Origin of the sequence: Bacillus sp. FSL K6-3458 (assembly GCF_038005045.1) — a bacterium.
GTDB classification, from domain to species: domain Bacteria; phylum Bacillota; class Bacilli; order Bacillales; family Bacillaceae; genus Bacillus; species Bacillus altitudinis.
Genome location: NZ_JBBOSI010000001.1, coordinates 2,931,494 through 2,950,414, shown reverse-complemented (window position 1 = coordinate 2,950,414; position 18,921 = coordinate 2,931,494). Strand labels below are relative to the sequence as shown.

The 18,921-nt window shown below is 41.9% G+C and carries 19 protein-coding genes; 17 read left to right on the top strand and 2 right to left on the bottom strand.

Annotated features, from left to right (window positions below; all coding sequences use genetic code 11):
- The first annotated feature begins 9 nt into the window (after positions 1–9).
- The 9 genes from argC to MHH23_RS15570 all read left to right on the top strand — a co-directional run bounded on the left by argC (position 10) and on the right by MHH23_RS15570 (position 11,096).
- A complete protein-coding gene (argC, locus tag MHH23_RS15610) occupies positions 10–1,047 on the top strand; it encodes an N-acetyl-gamma-glutamyl-phosphate reductase (protein WP_202394317.1) in 1,038 nt (345 codons plus the stop codon).
- 20 nt (positions 1,048–1,067) lie between these two features.
- On the top strand, positions 1,068–2,288 hold the full coding sequence (gene argJ / locus MHH23_RS15605; RefSeq protein WP_039167371.1) for a bifunctional ornithine acetyltransferase/N-acetylglutamate synthase: 1,221 nt from the start codon (positions 1,068–1,070) through the stop codon (positions 2,286–2,288).
- A gap of 14 nt (positions 2,289–2,302) precedes the next feature.
- Positions 2,303–3,079 carry an acetylglutamate kinase gene (argB, locus tag MHH23_RS15600; protein ID WP_017360181.1) on the top strand — a complete coding sequence of 259 codons (777 nt, stop codon included), beginning with the start codon at positions 2,303–2,305 and terminating at the stop codon, positions 3,077–3,079.
- Positions 3,076–4,227 carry an acetylornithine transaminase gene (locus MHH23_RS15595; protein ID WP_340959795.1) on the top strand — a complete coding sequence of 384 codons (1,152 nt, stop codon included), beginning with the start codon at positions 3,076–3,078 and terminating at the stop codon, positions 4,225–4,227. The genes argB and MHH23_RS15595 overlap by 4 nt, the downstream gene beginning before the upstream one ends.
- A 69-nt stretch (positions 4,228–4,296) precedes the next feature.
- A complete protein-coding gene (locus MHH23_RS15590) occupies positions 4,297–5,358 on the top strand; it encodes a carbamoyl phosphate synthase small subunit (RefSeq protein ID WP_017367005.1) in 1,062 nt (353 codons plus the stop codon).
- The gene (locus MHH23_RS15585) at positions 5,351–8,431 is read left to right on the top strand and encodes a carbamoyl phosphate synthase large subunit (protein WP_268432028.1); all 3,081 of its coding nucleotides are present in this window, start codon (positions 5,351–5,353) and stop codon (positions 8,429–8,431) included. Before MHH23_RS15590 ends, MHH23_RS15585 begins: the two co-directional genes overlap by 8 nt.
- Positions 8,428–9,378: an ornithine carbamoyltransferase gene (gene argF / locus MHH23_RS15580; RefSeq protein ID WP_268432029.1), complete on the top strand. Its 951-nt coding sequence runs from the start codon at positions 8,428–8,430 to the stop codon at positions 9,376–9,378. The genes MHH23_RS15585 and argF overlap by 4 nt, the downstream gene beginning before the upstream one ends.
- 103 nt (positions 9,379–9,481) lie before the next feature.
- Entirely contained in the window at positions 9,482–9,661 is a 180-nt protein-coding gene (locus tag MHH23_RS15575) for a YjzC family protein (protein ID WP_008348517.1), read from the top strand.
- A 169-nt stretch (positions 9,662–9,830) separates the two neighbouring features.
- The gene (locus MHH23_RS15570) at positions 9,831–11,096 is read left to right on the top strand and encodes an MFS transporter (protein ID WP_268432030.1); all 1,266 of its coding nucleotides are present in this window, start codon (positions 9,831–9,833) and stop codon (positions 11,094–11,096) included.
- 119 nt (positions 11,097–11,215) lie between these two features.
- Here the strand turns inward: MHH23_RS15570 and MHH23_RS15565 are convergent, their stop codons facing one another.
- Positions 11,216–11,410, bottom strand: a complete 195-nt coding sequence (locus MHH23_RS15565; RefSeq protein WP_024720055.1) for a YjzD family protein — start codon at positions 11,408–11,410, stop codon at positions 11,216–11,218.
- Positions 11,411–11,622: 212 nt separating this feature from the next.
- Here MHH23_RS15565 and MHH23_RS15560 point away from each other — a divergent pair, with 212 nt between their 5' ends.
- From MHH23_RS15560 to MHH23_RS15545, 4 genes are all read left to right on the top strand, one after another.
- Positions 11,623–12,363, top strand: coding sequence for a hypothetical protein (locus tag MHH23_RS15560; RefSeq protein ID WP_007499048.1), 741 nt, complete (start codon positions 11,623–11,625; stop codon positions 12,361–12,363).
- Positions 12,364–12,438: 75 nt separating this feature from the next.
- Positions 12,439–13,014 carry a hypothetical protein gene (locus MHH23_RS15555; RefSeq protein WP_039167361.1) on the top strand — a complete coding sequence of 192 codons (576 nt, stop codon included), beginning with the start codon at positions 12,439–12,441 and terminating at the stop codon, positions 13,012–13,014.
- Between the two features lie 90 nt (positions 13,015–13,104).
- The gene (locus MHH23_RS15550) at positions 13,105–14,070 is read left to right on the top strand and encodes a BMP family ABC transporter substrate-binding protein (RefSeq protein ID WP_193804220.1); all 966 of its coding nucleotides are present in this window, start codon (positions 13,105–13,107) and stop codon (positions 14,068–14,070) included.
- 11 nt (positions 14,071–14,081) lie between these two features.
- On the top strand, positions 14,082–14,279 hold the full coding sequence (locus tag MHH23_RS15545; RefSeq protein WP_008348507.1) for a ComZ family protein: 198 nt from the start codon (positions 14,082–14,084) through the stop codon (positions 14,277–14,279).
- Positions 14,280–14,290: 11 nt separating this feature from the next.
- On the opposite strand, the gene MHH23_RS15540 is transcribed toward MHH23_RS15545, so the two are convergent.
- Entirely contained in the window at positions 14,291–14,524 is a 234-nt protein-coding gene (locus MHH23_RS15540; protein ID WP_116306712.1) for a hypothetical protein, read from the bottom strand.
- A 169-nt stretch (positions 14,525–14,693) separates the two neighbouring features.
- Here MHH23_RS15540 and MHH23_RS15535 point away from each other — a divergent pair, with 169 nt between their 5' ends.
- From MHH23_RS15535 to MHH23_RS15520, 4 genes are all read left to right on the top strand, one after another.
- Positions 14,694–15,632 (top strand): beta-ketoacyl-ACP synthase III, encoded by a 939-nt coding sequence (locus MHH23_RS15535; protein ID WP_024720058.1) that lies wholly within the window; start codon positions 14,694–14,696, stop codon positions 15,630–15,632.
- 21 nt (positions 15,633–15,653) lie between these two features.
- Positions 15,654–16,895 carry a beta-ketoacyl-ACP synthase II gene (gene fabF, locus MHH23_RS15530; protein WP_116306714.1) on the top strand — a complete coding sequence of 414 codons (1,242 nt, stop codon included), beginning with the start codon at positions 15,654–15,656 and terminating at the stop codon, positions 16,893–16,895.
- Between the two features lie 77 nt (positions 16,896–16,972).
- Entirely contained in the window at positions 16,973–17,767 is a 795-nt protein-coding gene (locus tag MHH23_RS15525; RefSeq protein WP_056407963.1) for a DUF2268 domain-containing protein, read from the top strand.
- A 170-nt stretch (positions 17,768–17,937) separates the two neighbouring features.
- Positions 17,938–18,918, top strand: a complete 981-nt coding sequence (locus MHH23_RS15520) for an ABC transporter ATP-binding protein (RefSeq protein WP_035392443.1) — start codon at positions 17,938–17,940, stop codon at positions 18,916–18,918.
- Positions 18,919–18,921 lie beyond the last annotated feature (3 nt).

The following is an 18,921-nucleotide window of genomic DNA, read 5'->3' as shown; positions in this document are numbered from 1 at the left end:
GTATTGACGTTGAAAATAGGTATTATAGGTGCTACAGGGTACGGTGGTGCGGAATTAGTTCGTATCTTTAAGCAGCATCCACATGTGGAGGAATGTATATTGTATTCATCAAGTGGTGATGGGCAATTATACAGTCAATCTTATCCGCATCTGACAACGATTACTGACCAAACATTAAAAGCCATTGATCCGGCTGCCATTGTGCGAGAAACAGATGCTGTGTTTTTAGCGACACCAGCAGGCGTTTCAAGTGAACTCACACCGAAGCTCATGAATCAAGGGGTGCCAATTATTGATTTATCAGGTGACTTGCGCATTCAAGATGGAACTGTTTATGAAGCGTGGTATAAACGAAGGGCAGCGGATGATGCATCGGTTCAACAAGCTGTATACGGATTATCTGAATTGAATCGTGAAACCATTAAGCAAGCGGAAGTCATTGCAAACCCAGGCTGCTTTCCTACTGCAGTTCTTCTAGGTTTAGCACCGCTGATGAAACAGAATTTAATCGATGAATCTATGATCATAATAGATGCAAAAACCGGGGTGTCCGGTGCAGGACGATCAGCCTCACTTGGCACACATTTTTCAGAGCTGAACGATAACTTTAAAATTTATAAGGTGAATGAACATCAGCACACACCTGAAATAGAACAAGTACTTAGAGAATGGAACCCGCAAACGGCGAACATCACATTTTCAACACACCTTGTCCCGATGACAAGAGGGATTATGGCGACGATGTATACACAATTGAAATCAGATGTCACAAAAGAAGAATTAATGAAACGGATGAAGGATTTTTATGAAGATTCCTATTTTGTAAGAGTGAGAGATCATGGGATATATCCGCAAACAAAAGAAGTATACGGCAGTAACTTCTGTGACATTGGTTTTCATTTAGATGAGCGAACAGGGAGACTGACGATTGTATCTGTCATAGATAATCTCATGAAAGGTGCAGCCGGCCAAGCGGTTCAAAACTTCAACATCATCAAAGGCTTACATGAAGAGGCGGGCCTCACAATGACACCTCTCTATCCATAAGAACAGGGGAGACAACAAACATGATCGAATTGAATGAAAAAAGTATTGTCAAAATTGACGGGGACGTATCATCACCAAAAGGTTTTGAAGCAAAGGGGATTCATATAGGATTACGCTATTCAAAAAAAGACCTTGGCTTGATCATCAGTGAAGTACCAGCAGCGAGTGCAGCGGTATACACACAAAGTCACTTTCAAGCTGCGCCTCTTCAAGTCACACAAAAAAGCTTAAAAAAGACGGGCAAACTAAAAGGTGTCATTGTCAATAGTGCCATCGCCAACGCATGCACAGGTGAGCAGGGATTAAAAGATGCATACGACATGCAGGCAGCCTGTGCAGACATGTTAGGCACAGAGCCTGATTACATTGCTGTTTCTTCTACTGGTGTCATTGGAGAGTGTCTGGATATGGATAAAATCAAAACAGGCATCGCTCAGCTAAAAGAAGCAAAAGCAGGAAATGGCCACTTTGAAGAAGCGATTTTAACAACAGATACAGTCATTAAAAATACGACATACTCCTTGACGATAGACGGGAAAGAGATTCTCATTTCAGGTGCAGCAAAGGGATCTGGTATGATTCATCCGAACATGGCAACAATGCTCGGGTTTGTCACAACCGATGCAAATGTCGAACAAGAAGCTTTGCAAAATGCTCTTCGTGACATTACAGATGTGACGTTTAATCAAATTACCGTCGATGGAGAAACATCAACTAACGATATGGTGCTTGTGATGGCAAATGGGATGGCAGAAAACCAGGCACTGAATGAAGAACATCCAGAATGGCCATTGTTTAAAGAAGGATTAAAACTAGCCTGTGAAGATCTAGCAAAAGAGATTGCAAGAGACGGAGAAGGCGCAACCAAATTAATCGAAGCGAAAGTTGTTGGTGCAAAAAACAACTTAGAAGCGGGTATTATTGCAAAAAAAATCGTAGGTTCAAGTCTTGTGAAAACAGCCGTATACGGTACGGACGCCAACTGGGGACGGATTATCGGAGCAATCGGTCATAGCGCAGCTTCTGTCACGCCAGAAGAGGTTGAAGTTTACTTAGGCGGGCAATGTCTGTTTAAACATAATGAACCTCAGTCTTTCTCAGAAGAGGAAGCAAAAGCGTATCTAGAGCAGGATGAGATTACGATTTTCATTCAAATGAATGAAGGAAATGGTGAAGCGGCAGCATGGGGCTGTGACCTTACCTATGATTATGTGAAAATTAACGCGAGCTATCGCACATAATGAAGGAGATAGACATGGATAAAACGATCGTGTTCAAGTGTGGAGGCAGTGTCATTCGAGAACTTTCCGATACCTTTTATGAAAATGTCCGCTCACTTCAAGCTGCTGGGTTTAAACTGGCTATCGTACATGGCGGGGGTCCTGAAATCACGAGCATGCTGCAAAAATTAGAAGTGAAAACGGAATTTGTAGATGGACAGCGCAAAACAACAAAGCCGGTGTTAGAGGTAGCCGAAATGGTCCTTTCAGGAACGGTGAATAAATACTTTGTTTCAGAGTTGGCAAAGCATGATATATCATCTGTCGGTGTATCTGGTAAAGATGGACAGATGCTTGTCGCCGATTTTCTCGATCAAGATGTATATGGGTACGTTGGCGAAATCAAAGAAGTCAATCCAGAGATGGCAGAAGCACTAATGGAGAAACAATTCATTCCCGTCATTGCGCCGCTATCTATGACCGAAGAATGCCAAACGTTAAATGTAAATGCTGATCTTGCAGCATCAGCAGTCGCAGGAGCTATGAAAGCTGATAAGCTCATGTTTGTCACAGATGTGGAAGGAATTTTAAAAAATGGTGAGCTGTTAGACGTTGTCACCGAACAAGAAGCTCTCAAGCTCATCGATGAAGGTATTATTTCCGGGGGAATGATTCCAAAAGTGCAATCTGCGCTAAGTGCTTTATCAGGAGATGTGGATGAAGTCATGATTGTGAATGGAAAAGGCAGTATTTTTACAGGAGATACCTTTAAAGGAACTCGAATTGTAAAACAAAAGGAGGCGGTCCTGTGAGTCATCTCTTTCAAACGTACGGACGGTGGAATGTTGAAATTAAAGAGGCAGAAGGTTCTTGGGCAGTTGATACAACTGGGAAAAAATATTTAGACTTTATACAAGGCATTGCGGTCACGAATTTAGGTCACAATCATCCAAAGGTCAATCAAGCCATCAAGAAGCAGCTTGATGAGGTCTGGCACGTATCAAATCTATTTGAAAATGGACTGCAAGAAAAAGCAGCGGAAAAGCTGGCAGCCAACAGTTCAGGAGATCTCGTATTTTTCTGCAACAGCGGGGCTGAAGCGAATGAAGGGGCTATCAAATTGGCCCGAAAAGCAACAGGTAAAACAAATATTGTGACGTTTTTGCACTCTTTCCATGGGCGCACGTATGCTGGTATGGCTGCCACAGGTCAAGATAAAATCAAAACTGGTTTTGGACCGATGCTGGAAGGCTTTCATTATGTACCGTTTAATGACCCTGAAGCGATCACAGCGTGTGAAATCGATGATGTCGCAGCGGTCATGCTGGAAGTGGTGCAAGGTGAAGGTGGAGTGAATCCAGCTACAGCTGAATTTCTAGAAGCCGTTCAAACGTTTTGCAAAAAACATCAAGCGCTGCTGATCGTAGATGAAATCCAAACGGGTATTGGGCGAACAGGGACAGCATTTGCCTATGAGCAATCGGGACTTGATCCTGATATTATTTCAGCCGCAAAAGGTTTAGGAAATGGATTTCCAGTCGGTGCAGTGATAGGGAAAAAAACTTTAGGGGATGCATTTTCTCCAGGCTCTCATGGCACAACATTTGGTGGGAATATGCTCGCTATGTCAGCTGTGAACGCAACTCTTGATGTAATATTCAAAGAAGACTTTCTTTCAGAAGTGAAAGAAAAGGGTGCGTACCTTTTAAAGAGACTGCAAGAAGTCAAACAGCTGAACATCGTGAAAGAAGTACGGGGCAAAGGATTAATGGCAGGAATTGAGTGTCATCAGCCAGTAGGTGATTACATCACAGCCCTTCGAGAGCAAGGTTTGCTTGTGCTTCCAGCTGGTCCGAATGTCATTCGTTTATTACCTCCGCTGAATGTCAAAAAAGTTGAATTGGATCAAGCCATTGAAGCCATCATTCAAGTGTTAGCAAATGAAGCAGTAACGGTCTAAATTTTTTTACACCAGAACGCATAAACATGCATTTATATTATTAATTATTCAATGTGGGGTGACACAAGCATGAAAGGTTATTTAAATTTAGAAGATGGAGCCTCTTTTGAAGGAGATCTGACAGGAGAAGCTGGCATGACAGGTGAAGTGGTCTTTTTTACAGGGATGACAGGTTATCAGGAGGTGCTCACAGATCCTTCTTATAAAGGACAAATCATTGTCTTCACATATCCGCTCATCGGAAATTACGGCATCAATCATGAAGACTTTGAGAGCAAAAAACCACAAGTGAAAGCGGTCGTTGTCTATGAGGCAGCTGACCATTTTTCTCATCACCTTGCAGCCGTAAGCTTAAAAGATTATTTACAGAAGTGGAACATTCCGCTTCTTACACATACAGATACTCGTGCAGTCGTGCAGAACATTCGAGCCAATGGAACGATGAATGCAGTGCTTAGTTTAGACGAAAATGAAACGCCACCTGCAATGAAGCAAGACAATGTGGTTGAGCAGGTCACAGAAGATGAAGTATACACACAAGGCAGCGGCGAGGATCATGTAGCGCTCATTGATTTTGGCTTTAAAAAATCAATTGCGGACTCACTCGAAGCGCGCGGCTGTAAAGTCACAGTGATTCCGTACAAACAAATGGAAAAGGTATTTGATATCAAGCCAGATGCGATCCTTTTGTCAAATGGACCTGGAGATCCAAAAACAATGAAGCCATATTTAAAAACCATTCATGACATCATGATGACCTTCCCGACATTAGGCATTTGCTTAGGTCATCAATTAATTGCTCTTGCGCTTGGCGGGGATACGTATAAGCTTCCTTTTGGCCACCGCGGGGCGAATCATCCTGTACAAGATACAGAATCAAAACGTGTCTTTATGACAAGCCAAAATCATAGCTATGTGGTCAATGAAAAAAGCATGAATGACAAAGAAGTGGACGTCAAATTCCTCCACGTGAATGACGGATCTGTTGAAGGATTCATTCATAAAGAGAAGCTGATTATGTCCGTTCAATTTCATCCAGAAGCACATCCAGGCCCTGCAGAAAGTGAATGGGTATTCGATGATTTTATTGAGAAAGTGAAACAAGCAAGGAGAGAAGTCGCACATGCCTAAAGATCAAAGCATACAAACCATTCTAGTCATCGGGTCTGGTCCAATCATCATTGGTCAGGCAGCAGAATTTGATTACTCAGGAACACAAGGTTGTATGGCCTTAAAAGAAGAAGGCTACAACGTCATCTTAGTGAATAACAACCCAGCAACCATTATGACAGACGAGTCATTTGCTGATGAAATTTATTTTGAACCGCTTTCAGTTGATTCAGTGACAAGAATCATTGAAAAAGAGAAACCAGATGGTCTTTTAGCCAATCTTGGCGGACAGACGGCTTTAAACCTTGCTGTCGAGCTGGAAAAAGCCGGTGTGCTGAAAAAGCATGGGGTAAAACTGCTCGGAACGTCAGTTGAAACAATTGAAAACGGTGAAGATCGTGAGAAATTCCGTGCTCTCATGAAGCATTTGAATGAACCTGTACCAGAAAGTGAAATTGTGGATAATGCGAAAGACGCCCTTCAATTTGCAAAAGAAGTGGGTTTTCCCGTCATTCTTCGACCAGCCTACACACTTGGTGGTAAAGGGGGAGGCATCGCTTTAACTGAAGAGGCTTTTAAACCGCTGATTGAAGGTGCTCTTCTAGCGAGTCCGATTCATCAGTGCTTAGTTGAAAAAAGCATTGCTGGCTTTAAAGAAGTCGAGTATGAGGTCATGAGAGATCGTCAAAATACGTGTATCACTGTATGTAACATGGAAAATATCGATCCAGTTGGTGTGCATACAGGCGACTCGATTGTCGTTGCACCGTCACAGACATTAACGGATCAGGATTATCAAATGCTCCGTTCAGCGAGCTTAAAAATCATTTCAGCGCTTGATGTCGTTGGGGGCTGTAATATCCAATTCGCTCTCGATCCACTCAGCAAAGAATATTTTGTCATTGAGGTCAACCCTCGGGTCAGCCGGTCTTCTGCTCTTGCATCGAAAGCAACAGGCTATCCGATTGCCAAAATGGCGGCAAAACTTGCGGTCGGTTATACACTAGATGAATTGAAAAATCCGCTTACAGGAACAACGTATGCTAGCTTTGAGCCGGCACTCGATTATGTCGTGGTGAAATTCCCGCGTTGGCCGTTCGATAAATTTAAACAGGCAGACCGGAAATTAGGCACAAAAATGAAGGCGACTGGTGAAGTCATGGCGATTGACCGTAATTTAGAATCTGCCATTCAAAAAGCCGTCGCATCACTTGAAATCAAAACAAAGGGCTTCCACTTGCCTGAACTGAAAGAACATTCGACTAAACAGTTGTTTGAATTAATCAAAACACCGGACGATCGCCGTTTCTTCGCTGTCATGGAGCTTCTTTCCAGACAAGAAACCGTTGAAACGATTCATGAAACGACGAAGATTGATCTGTTTTTCTTACATGTCTTCAAGAATATGATCACACTCGAACAAGAATTGAAGAATCATCAGGGGACGCTATCCAAAGACACCTTAAGAAAGGTGAAAGAAAAAGGTTTCCTTGATGAAACAATCGCTTCTCTGACGGATCGCAGTGAACAAGATATCAGACAGCTTCGTCAAGAGTATGGCATTGCCGCTTCATTTAAAATTGTCGATACATGTGCGGCTGAATTCGATGCAAAAACGAATTACTTCTATTCTACGTACTTTGGCAAAAGTGATGGAGAGCATCAAGAGAAAACAAAGCAGCGTGCACTCATCATTGGCTCTGGTCCGATTCGAATTGGGCAAGGGGTCGAGTTTGATTATAGTGCCGTTCATGGCGTTCTTACTTTACAAAAGCTTGGATTTGAAACCATCATGATGAACAATAATCCAGAAACGGTTAGTACCGATTATGAGATTGCAGATCGTTTATACTTTGAGCCGATCACGTTAGAACATATTTTAAACGTAGTTGAAGCGGAGCAAATTGATTTTGTCATCGTTCAATTTGGCGGGCAGACAGCAATCAATGTGGCGGAAGGTTTAGAAAAAGCCGGCGTTACCTTGTTAGGCACGTCCTTTGACACACTAGATGCATTAGAAGATCGCGATTTATTCTATCAGCTTCTTGATGAACTGAATCTTCCTCATGCAAAAGGAGATACAGCTCATTCAAAAGAAGAAGCACTGGGGCATGCTGCAAGCATCGGGTACCCTGTTCTTATTCGTCCATCATATGTCATTGGTGGAATGGGCATGATCGTTGTTCATACAGAAGCTCAATTGGCAGAACTACTTGATCAGCCAGATCATTTACCTTATCCGATCTTAATTGATGAGTATGTCACTGGAAAAGAAGTGGAAGTGGATCTTATTTCAGACGGACAAACGACATTCATTCCAACAATTGTTGAGCATATTGAAAAAGCGGGCGTACACTCAGGTGACAGCTTTGCCATCTTACCAAGTGTCTCTATTAGTGAAGACATCAAACAACAGGTGTATAACGCTTCTGAACAAATCGCAAAGAAATTAGCTTTTAAAGGCATTATGAATATTCAATTTGTGATAAAAGGGAACCAGGCGCTCGTATTAGAGGTGAATCCTCGGGCAAGCCGGACTGTCCCAGTTGTAAGTAAAGTCATGGGTGTTGACATGATCCCAATGGCGACTCAGCTGTTAGCTGGTGCAACGCTTGAAGAATTGAAACCGGCAACGAAGAATAAGGGGGGCACAGCTGTTAAATTCCCAGTCTTCTCCTCACATGCCATTCAAGATATCGATTTAAAGCTCACACCTGAAATGAAGGCGACGGGTGAAGGAATGTGTGTAGGAAAGAACGTCGAAAGTGCCTTGAAAAAAGTGTTTGCACCGATCTGGAAACAGAAAGGAAGCCTCTTTATACAAGGCAGTGAATTATTCGTAGATGAAGCAAAACGAGCAGGCTTTGACGTCTGGACTGGCAGCTTTGAATCGTGGCTGCAACAAGACGATAAATCGCTTCACATTCATTTAGGTGATGATGAAGAGGCAAAAGAACAGCGTGTAAAAGCACTCACACATGGTGTTCAAGTTCTAACCGAATATGAAACGGCGCAAGCGTTCCTGCAAGGAAAAGATGGAGATGTATCACCAGTATCTCTCCACGAATTATATAAAAAGGAAGTGACGGCATGAGCCAAGTCGACGTGCAACCGGCATTATACGGAAAAGACTTTTTATCGTTAAAAGACTTTTCGATCAATGACATTGCGTACTTAATTGAAAAAGCAGAAGAAATGAAACAACATCCATATCAAGATTTATTCAAAGGAAAAACATTAGCGATGATCTTTGAAAAATCTTCAACTAGAACCCGTGTCTCGTTTGAAGCGGGCATGACGCAGCTAGGCGGACATGCGCTCTTCCTCAGCTCAAATGATCTGCAAATTGGCAGAGGAGAAACGATTGGTGATACAGCGCAGGTGCTGTCTGGGTATGTAGATGGCATTATGATTCGAACCTTTGAACATGAGAAGGTAGAAGAACTTGCAAAATACGCCACTATTCCAGTGATCAACGGACTAACGGACTACTCTCATCCATGTCAGGCACTGGCTGATTTACTGACGATTAAAGAAGCAAAAGGCACACTAAAAGGTGTGAAAGTGGCGTACATCGGTGATGGGAATAATGTGGCTCATTCCTTAATGGTCGGCTGCGCGCAGTTAGGCTGCGACATTGCCGTTGCATCACCAAAAGGCTATGAACCTCTTCAAGAGGTGACAGACACTGCTCAGGCGTTTGCAAAACAATCAGGCGCAGAAGTCATCGTCACAACAGATCCAGTAGCTGCTGTTCAGGATGCAGATGTCATTTATTCAGACGTATTTACAAGCATGGGACAGGAAGCTGAAACAGAGAAACGTCTAGCTGAATTTAAAGAATATCAAGTCAATGAGGAACTCATGCAACATGCAGCAGCAGATTATATCTTCCTTCATTGTCTGCCGGCACATCGCGGAGAAGAAGTGACGGCTGATATCATTGATGGACCACACTCTAAAGTATTCCAGCAAGCAGAAAATCGCCTGCATGTGCAAAAAGCGTTAATCAAAGAGCTCATGTATCAACAACCTAAATAAATCACAAGTGTCCCTGTCTCGACTGAGCAGGGACTTTTTACATATTGGATTGGAGAGGCAATGGACGGGACATAATAACATCAATCGAGAAAGGAGGATGGAAATGGGTCAACAGCATCAGTTTAAATCTGGTAATAAGGCACCTAATAATGGTGTTTATATCGAAATCGGTGAGACCGGTAGTATGGTGAAAGATCCTTTAAAGATAAAGCTTAAAGCAGGAGACGTCTTTCCGGATAACTCGAACCATAACCGCGTTTGGACGTACCAAAGAAAGCCGTAAGCAATTGACTAAGAGTCCATATGAATAAGTCTTTAGAGGCATGTGTCATGCCTCTTTTTTCTTTATAATAAAAAACAATTAAGTTCCAATTTTCAAATAAATAGTATGAAAAAAAGAAAGATTAAGGTAAAATATGTAAAAATAGTATAAGGTTGAAAGGATTTGTGTGATGGAAAAGATGAATCTCAGTGAAAGTGTTTGGAATAAACGCTTCACCTCATTGTTCATATCAAGACTCATAAAAAATACAGGAGAAAGTTTTGCTTTTACATCCGTTCTTTGGTTATTGATTTTAAGAGGGGATGGAGCGCTCGGTACCGGACTTCTTCTAGCAGTGACAGTTCTTCCTTCATCATTGTTGGCCCCAATACTAGGACCTCTTATGAAAAGACATCATTTATCTAAATGGATGTTTGCTTCAGATGTCATTCGAGCAACCATTGTACTCATTATTCCACTACTGCATTTTTCGCACATATTGCCTCTATGGTTATTGATCTCATTAATGGTTATTCAATCGGCAACAGGTGCAGCATATAACCCGGCTTCTGTGGCCATCCTGCCGCAGATTGTTCCAAAGCATCTCATTCAAAAAGCAAATGCGATCCTGCAATCATCTTTTGAAATTGTCGCACTTGCTGCGGTGATGGTCGCTGGTCTTTTGGTCAAATTAATTGGCCCTGCAGATACGCTCCTAATCACCACTGCTTTATTTATCATATCGGGCTTGTTCATTATTGGCGTTAAACTCCAAAAGTCAGATGCAGAAAAAGCAGCAGACATTAAACAAGCAAAGAATACATATCTGTATAACTTAAAAAGAGGCTTTCTAGTCGTTAAAAATCATCATATTTTATTTGCACTGACCCTTTATTGTATTTTAATGAATGTCGCCGCAGCTCCGTGGCAGGCATTATCCGCTGTATATGTAGCAGAAGCGCTGCAAAGTGATTCAATGGTGTATTCCATTTTAAGAGGTGTCGCTGCAGTCGGTGCGTTTATGATGGGCTTTGCACTGGCGAAGGTGAAAATCAAAAGATTCGGCTTGTTCTTTATTGTCGCAGGCATGATTGAAGGTGCTGCATTCTTTATCACTGGAATGAGTACATGGCTTCCAGTCGTTCTTCTAGCTTCCTTTATTTTTGGTGCAGCCGTCAGTGCGATCAATGTCCCAGAGATGGTCATTATTCAAACGTCTGTTGACCAAGAAGATCAGCCGCAAGTATATGCCGTGATCAATGCGTCATCAAATGTCTTTCTCCCGCTTGCAGCCGTCATATCGGGCGTCCTGGCAGAACGCTTTGGAGCAGGACCTGTCATTGCGGGGGGTGGTGTGCTTGAAATTTTCTCGGGCATCGCGATCTTCCTGTTCACAGGGCTTGCGAAAAGCCATTTGTCAGCAGACAAACAGAAGTCCGAAACGGTTGAGGTGTAACTCAAAAACCCCCTGTAATTGACGGCAGGGGGTTTTAGCGTGCGCTCTCAACTTCTAGTCATCATTCTGAAAAAAAGAAAAAGAGCTAATCTCAAATCATTAGCTCTTTTCCAGCAATATTAAGAATGTTCTGTTGAACTTTCTGTTTCTTTCATTGGACTTACTTCAGCAAAGATGAATAAAATAACCGTAAACACTATGGCAAGAATGGAAGTTAACGTAAAATCATAAGCAGCTCCATTCATAGATGAAACGATGTAACCAGCCATATGTGTCAGCAGAAAAGTCCAAATGAGGGTGATAATGTAATGCATTATTCCACCGTCCTTTATGTAACAATCTATTGACTATCATACCATAGATACGAGTTCAGAGAAAAGACTGTTTTCCGCCTTTATGTGACCATTTTGAGACCTTCTACTATAAAAATAAAAAGAATTCTTCTGTCTTTAGGGGATTTCCTTATTCCTACAAGAGTTGTTGTTCATATCATAGAAAGCAGAATCACTGAAAGGAGGCTGGCCATATGGGTGTAAGCGAACGTTTTTTCCAGCTTGGTTCCCAGTGGAACGTCATTCACCTTCCTCAAAAACCAAATGGCTTTGGCATTCTAATCCTCGGTGACCGAAATCACTTTGTGCAGGAAAATACATCATTCTGGCTTCAGCATTACGGAAGAAACCAGCTTTTAACTGCTTTAAAGGATGAAGGATATACATTGTTTAATAGTCATCTTCATGGGAATCACTGGGGATGTGAAGATGCTGTTTTTAGTGCGAAACAGCTTGTTCATCACACATTAAAACAAGAAATATTAAACCGGGAAATTCATGTGCTGGCAGAGGGAATGGGCGCACTTGTCGCCATGAGTCTTGCCGAAGAAATGCCAGAAGTGCTAAGGTCTATAGCCATGATGAATCCATGTCTACACCTGCAAGCACAAAGAGAAAGAGAAAAGGAACACAAATTCTTCTACAAACAGTTCATGAAAGAACTCGCACAGAGCTATGGGTGCTCTGCAAAGGAAGCAGAAACGTATCCACTTCCTTCTTGCCCCGTTCATTCAGCTCATGTACCGATTCATATATGGCAGAGATTAAACGGCGCACCGTATGCCTATGAACTACATGCAAAGCCTTTTATTGATCAACATATGATGAATCCAGACCATTGTCAGATGGACCTTACCTTGCATATGTTTGATCATCCAAGAAGAATCTTTCAGTCCATTCACAAGTTTTATAAATCGCATGAAAGAGAATTGTAATGAATAGGATGATAACAGCCCTTCATGGAAAGGGCTCTTCTTTTTATTCGATATGCTAAAAAAGGGGACATGAACATGGAAACAGGACTGATCATAGGTGCAGATGAATTTTTTGGACTGACACTTTGTGAATATATGATGAAAGAGGGCATACAAGTGGATATCACATATCCTAAGGAGCAGTCAGAGGAGCAAAAAATGTTATTAGAAGAGCGGATGATGTGGCTCGGCCGCAATGATCTTGTCCGCGTTATTGATGGTCAAGATAGGAAAGAGGCATATGACCTGATCTTTTTTCAATCAGATGATTCAATGAACAGAGAGACAGACCTCGAAGCGAAGCATGGCATATACCGCTTGTTTTACGAAGAACCCGAAAGCCATTCGCATGAACAAAGCGTTTCGGCTGTTATCCTTCCACGCATGTTTGGTCCGTGGACACTCCATGAAGAGAGACGAATAAAGGACGATCACGCATTTTTTGTAGAAGATGTCGCAAAGGAGCTTTTAAAGTGGGCACGTACTGATCAAAGGCAGGAAATGATCCATCAATTGAAGGTAGAAAGACAAACAGGTGACAAACAAGCAGAAGAAATCATAGCAGAATGGAAAAGACAAAACTCAACATTTTTCGACAAAAAGCAAGAATGATCTTCCATCTTATCTTTTTTCAGTATAAAATAAACCTATATTTAACATACAGGTTCATGCCTGCGTGTTGCAAAGGGAGTTGAACATGGCATGAAGTACCAGCGGCTTGTCATGATCTTTTCGTTCCTTCTTCTTATGCTATCTGCCTGCTCGCAGGCGCCGTTAAAAGGACATATTGAGAAGGTGGGTTTACTCGTCCCCGATACGATTAATGATCAAGTTTGGGGAACGAAAGGTTATAAAGGCTTATTAAATATCCAATCAACATTTGGTGTAGATGTTTATTATAAGGAAGGGATGGTCGACAAGGAGAAAATCGTTGATGCCATTGAAGAATTTCATAAAAAAGGAGTCAATTTGATTATTGGCCATGGCAATGAATACAGCGAAATTTTCAACTTGATCAGTGAAGATTATCCGAAAACACAATTTATCACGGTCAATGGAGGCAAGCCTCAAGCTGATAATGTCACAAACGTCACGTTTAAAGGAGAAGCAATGGGCTTTTTCGGAGGCATGACAGCAGCACATATGTCCAAAACAAAAAAGATTGGTATTCTGGCTACATATGATTGGCAAAGTGAAGTAGACGGTTTTATCAAAGGTGCAAAATATCAGGACGAACATGTGCAAGTCCTAGCGGAATTTGTCGAAAACTGGGATGATGCTGACAAAGCCGTGAACCTCTATCGAAAATTGAAAAAACAAGGTGTAGATGTTGTGTATCCAGCAGGTGATGGTTATAATATCCCTGTCATTGAACAAATCAAAACCGACAATTTATCTGCGATCGGATATGTCACTGATCAATCCAACCTTGGAAGCCATACGGTGTTAACTAGCACTGTACAGCATGTCGATAAAGCGTACAGTATCATTGCGAAGAAGTTTAATGAAGGCAAGCTAAACGAACAAGGTGAGTACTCCTTTGACTTTAAAGAAGGAGTGATCGAAATGGGGAAATTTAGCTCAACCATAGACCGCGCTTTTGTGAAAGACATTGAGAAGGATATTGCGAATTACAAAAAAACAGGCAAATTGCCAAATGAAAAGTGAGGACTTTGAACATGCAGCACGAAAAATCGATGGAGTTTTTACAAATTGCGATGAAGTATTTTCCACAAGCAAAAGAAGAATTAGATAAAGCAGGGATTCAGCTTGATCCACAAGCACTTCAGCCGCTTCTCTCTTTGTTTACATCTGTCATGCAAGAGGCATATGAGCTTGGAAAAGCAGATGCAGCATCAGAAAAAGCCACAGAATAGTGGCTTTTTTTTTATGATAATTTTTTCTTGAAGGCACTAATCATAGGGCCGACATCTTTAAACACAGGCTTCAGCTCATCGATGGAGTTCATAATGTTTCCAATTTGATTCATGACATGCATGTAGTCAATGGAGTCATCACTTGAAGAAGTATCTGCACGCTCCTCCTTTTTTTCTGTCTTGCTTTTCTCCTTTTCAAGCGGCTGACCAAACATCATTGCTGAGAAAATATCCTTTTGCGCCATATCACATGTTCCTTTCTACTATTGGTATATCATTAATCTATGAAAAAAGTGAGAGGAAAGGTTAGACGTTTGTATTGCCAAGGAGAAAAAAATAAGGTAAAATTAGTACCAGATACTAATATAAGATCACAATATCACATGCTCGTATGAGTAAAAGGAGTCTTATTCAATGAATGCTGGAATTATTGGCCTTGGCCGCTATATACCTGAAAAAGTATTAACAAATCGTGATTTAGAAAAAATGGTTGAAACTTCTGACGAGTGGATTCGTACTAGAACAGGTATAGAAGAAAGAAGAATTGCATCTGATGATGTCAATACATCTCATATGGCGCTTGCTGCTGCAAAAAAAGCATTAGCTGACGCAGATGTGGCTGCAGAAGATATTGATATGATTCTTGTAGCGACAGTTACGCCAGATCAAGCATTTCCGACAGTCGCTTGTATGATTCAAGAGCAGCTCGGTGCACATAAAGCATGTGCAATGGATATTAGCGCTGCCTGCGCTGGCTTTATGTATGGGCTTGTTACTGGAAAACAATTTATCGAATCTGGCACTTACAAACATGTGCTTGTCGTTGGTGTAGAAAAGCTTTCTCGCATTACCGACTGGGATGACCGCAACACAGCTGTTTTGTTTGGAGATGGAGCAGGTGCTGCTGTACTAGGAACAGTCAGCGAAGGCAAGGGAATTCTATCATTTGAGCTTGGAGCCGATGGAAGAGGCGGGAAGCACTTGTACTTAGATGAAAAAGATCATACAATCATGAATGGAAGAGAAGTATTTAAATTTGCTGTTAGACAAATGGGCGAGTCAAGTGTAAACGTGATTGAAAAAGCTGGACTATCAAAAGAAGACGTAGACTTCTTGATTCCGCATCAAGCAAATATTCGCATTATGGAAGCAGCACGCGAACGCTTAGAGCTGCCAGTTGAAAAAATGTCGAAAACAGTCCATAAATATGGAAACACATCAGCAGCATCCATTCCAATTTCACTATGTGAAGAAATCGAAGCCGGAAAAATTCATGACGGCGATGTGATTGTAATGGTTGGTTTTGGTGGCGGATTAACGTGGGGCGCAATCGCTATGCGATGGGGCCGATAAAAGAGTGGGGTGCACAAATTAATGGATAAGAAACGAGTAGTTGTTACAGGATTAGGTGCTTTGACACCTCTTGGCAACGATGTAGAGACAACATGGAAAAATGCTGTAGCAGGTGTATCAGGTGTTGGCCCGATCACACGTGTTGATTCAAGTGAATATACAGCAAAAGTAGCAGCAGAACTAAAAGATTTTAACATCGAAGATTACATGGAGAAAAAAGAAGCGAGAAAGATGGCACGCTTCACACAATATGCAGTCGTTGCTGCTCAAAAGGCTTTAGAAGATTCACGCCTTGAAATTACAGATGAAAACGCACCTCGTGTTGGGGTATGGGTTGGATCTGGTATTGGCGGACTTGAAACATTCGAAGAGCAATTCGAAGTGTATTCAAATAAAGGAGCAAGACGCGTAAGCCCGTTCTTCGTTCCAATGATGATTCCAGATATGGCGACAGGTCAAATTTCGATTGCACTTGGCGCAAAAGGGGTTAACTCTTGTACAGTGACAGCATGTGCGACAGGAACAAACTCCATTGGTGATGCCTTTAAAGTGATTCAGCGCGGAGATGCAGATGCGATGATTACAGGTGGAACAGAAGCACCATTAACGAAAATGTCGTTTGCTGGTTTCTGTGCAAACAAAGCCCTTTCGACAAATCCTGATCCAGATACAGCAAGTCGTCCATTTGATAAAAACCGTGACGGATTTGTTATGGGTGAGGGAGCGGGAATTGTTGTTCTTGAAGAATTAGAGCATGCGTTAAAACGTGGTGCGACCATTTATGCAGAAATCGTTGGCTACGGTTCAACTGGAGATGCATACCATATCACAGCACCTGCTCCAAACGGAGAAGGCGGCGTACGTGCAATGAAAGAAGCAATTCGTGATGCAGGTTTAACAGTGGAAGAAATTGATTATATCAATGCCCACGGAACAAGCACACCGTATAATGATAAGTTTGAAACAATGGCGATTAAAGAAGTGTTTGGAGAGCATGCGAATCAGCTTGCGATCAGTTCGACAAAATCAATGACAGGTCATTTACTTGGCGCAGCAGGCGGAGTAGAAGCGATTTTCTCTGTTCTGGCGATTAAAGACAGTGTCATTCCGCCAACGATTAACCTTGAAACACCAGATGAAGAATGTGATCTTGATTATGTAGCAAATGAAGCACGTTCAAAAGAAGTACAAGTTGCATTGAGCAACTCACTTGGTTTTGGCGGGCACAATGCGACAATTATCTTCAAAAAATACGAAGGGTAATATGTCTTAAGAAGGCGGCGATCTATAAACAGATCGCCGCCTTTTTGCATATGATGAAAATGGAGGTGTTCAGCGGTATGGGTCTGATCAATACACAATATCTCATCCAACAATCATCATCATTTCAGGAGCTGGCGGCACGTTTTGTCCCTTATTTTAAAGGAGCGGAGAAAAAAGAAGGATCATCTATTCTCGCCCATTTACAACATCACGGAATGGTGCGATCATGGAACGCCTGCCAGGAAATGATCGACAAGCTCAAAGAAAAAGGGTATTTCAAGCTTGTGATGAAAGAATACAAAGCGCTGCAAAAAAAGTGGGGAGGTCCTGATGTCCCCGTCTTTATTTTGCCTGTTAATGAGAGCAGCAAAGAGATCAGAGAACAATTTTACTTTCAATCCGGCATGGCATTTGATGACAAAATCTTTCTTTTTTTATCCCCGCATACACCGAAGGAACGAATCGGTACGTTGCTGACGCATGAATATCATCATGTATGCAGGTTGCATTTTCTCACGAAAGAAGAAAAAGATTTTACATTCCTTGATACAATCATGATGGAGGGGCTCGCTGAATATGCTGTGTATCATAGATATGGAGAAAGCTATACAGCAAAGTGGACGACTTTATATGACGAATCGCAGCTGCAGCGCATGTACAAGAAATGGGTATCCAGCCACCTTTATCAGAAAGTGCAGGACGACGAAAGGCTGATACAGAATCTCCTTTATGGAAAAGGGAACTACCCCAAAATGCTTGGCTATGCCACTGGATTTTATATCGTGAAAAAGTATTTCGATGAGCACCGAATCAGCGAGGAGTCTATGATTGCGGAGCCAGCGGAAACGTTTTTAAAGGCGATAGAATCATAAAGACAAACATTCACAAAAAAAGTGACATATTACAATTTTACTAAATACTTCTTGATTTCGTCATGCTGATGTAATAATATACAAATATAAATTTTGATAATTCTTTTTATTCTAAAAAGACAGAATTTTTCGATTCGGTTCATTTAATCTATGGAGAAAGGGGCGAATGCATGAGCACACTGCTTGAAGTGCAAAACTTAAAAACCTATTTTTTTCGAAAAAAGGAACCAATACCTGCTGTTGATGGCGTTGATTTTAGTATCAAAAAAGGCGAAACAGTCGCATTAGTCGGTGAGTCTGGGTCTGGTAAAAGTATTACGTCTTTATCCATCATGGGTCTGATTAATGGGACTGGTGGGAAGATTATGGATGGTTCCATTAAGCTTGATGGAAAAGACCTTGTTACATATAGTGAAAAGGAATTGTGCAATATTCGCGGTAATGATGTATCCATGATCTTTCAGGAACCCATGACCTCACTTAATCCCGTCTTAACCATCGGGGAACAAATAACAGAAATCCTCATTTACCACAAAAAACTTTCAAAAAAAGAAGCGACCAAAAAAGCGATTGATTTGCTAAAGCTTGTAGGTTTTTCCAGGCCAGAACAAATCATCAAAGATTACCCGCACCGTTTATCCGGCGGTATGCGTCAACGAGTCATGATCGCCATTGCGCTAAGCTGTGATCCGAAGCTCCTCATTGCGGATGAGCCGACTACTGCTCTCGATGTGACCATACAAGCCCAGGTGCTGACCTTAATGAAAGATTTATGTTCGACCTTTGGTACATCTATACTTCTCATTACGCATGATTTAGGTGTTGTGTCGGAAGTAGCAGACCGCGTCATTGTCATGTACTGCGGACAGGTTGTTGAAAATGGAACCGTTGAAGAGTTGTTTGATCAGCCGCTTCACCCATACACAGAAGGACTGCTTGAATCCATTCCAGTCATTGACGGAGACATTCAGCCATTAACGGCGATAAAAGGAAATGTCCCTGCGCCAGATCAGCTTCCGGCAGGATGCCGTTTTGCGCCTAGATGCCCGAAAGTAATGGAACGCTGCATAGGTGAATTGCCCAAACTGACAACCTTTGAAAATGGTAGAAGCGTCAGGTGTTTCTTATATGAGGAGGCAAGCCAAACATGACAC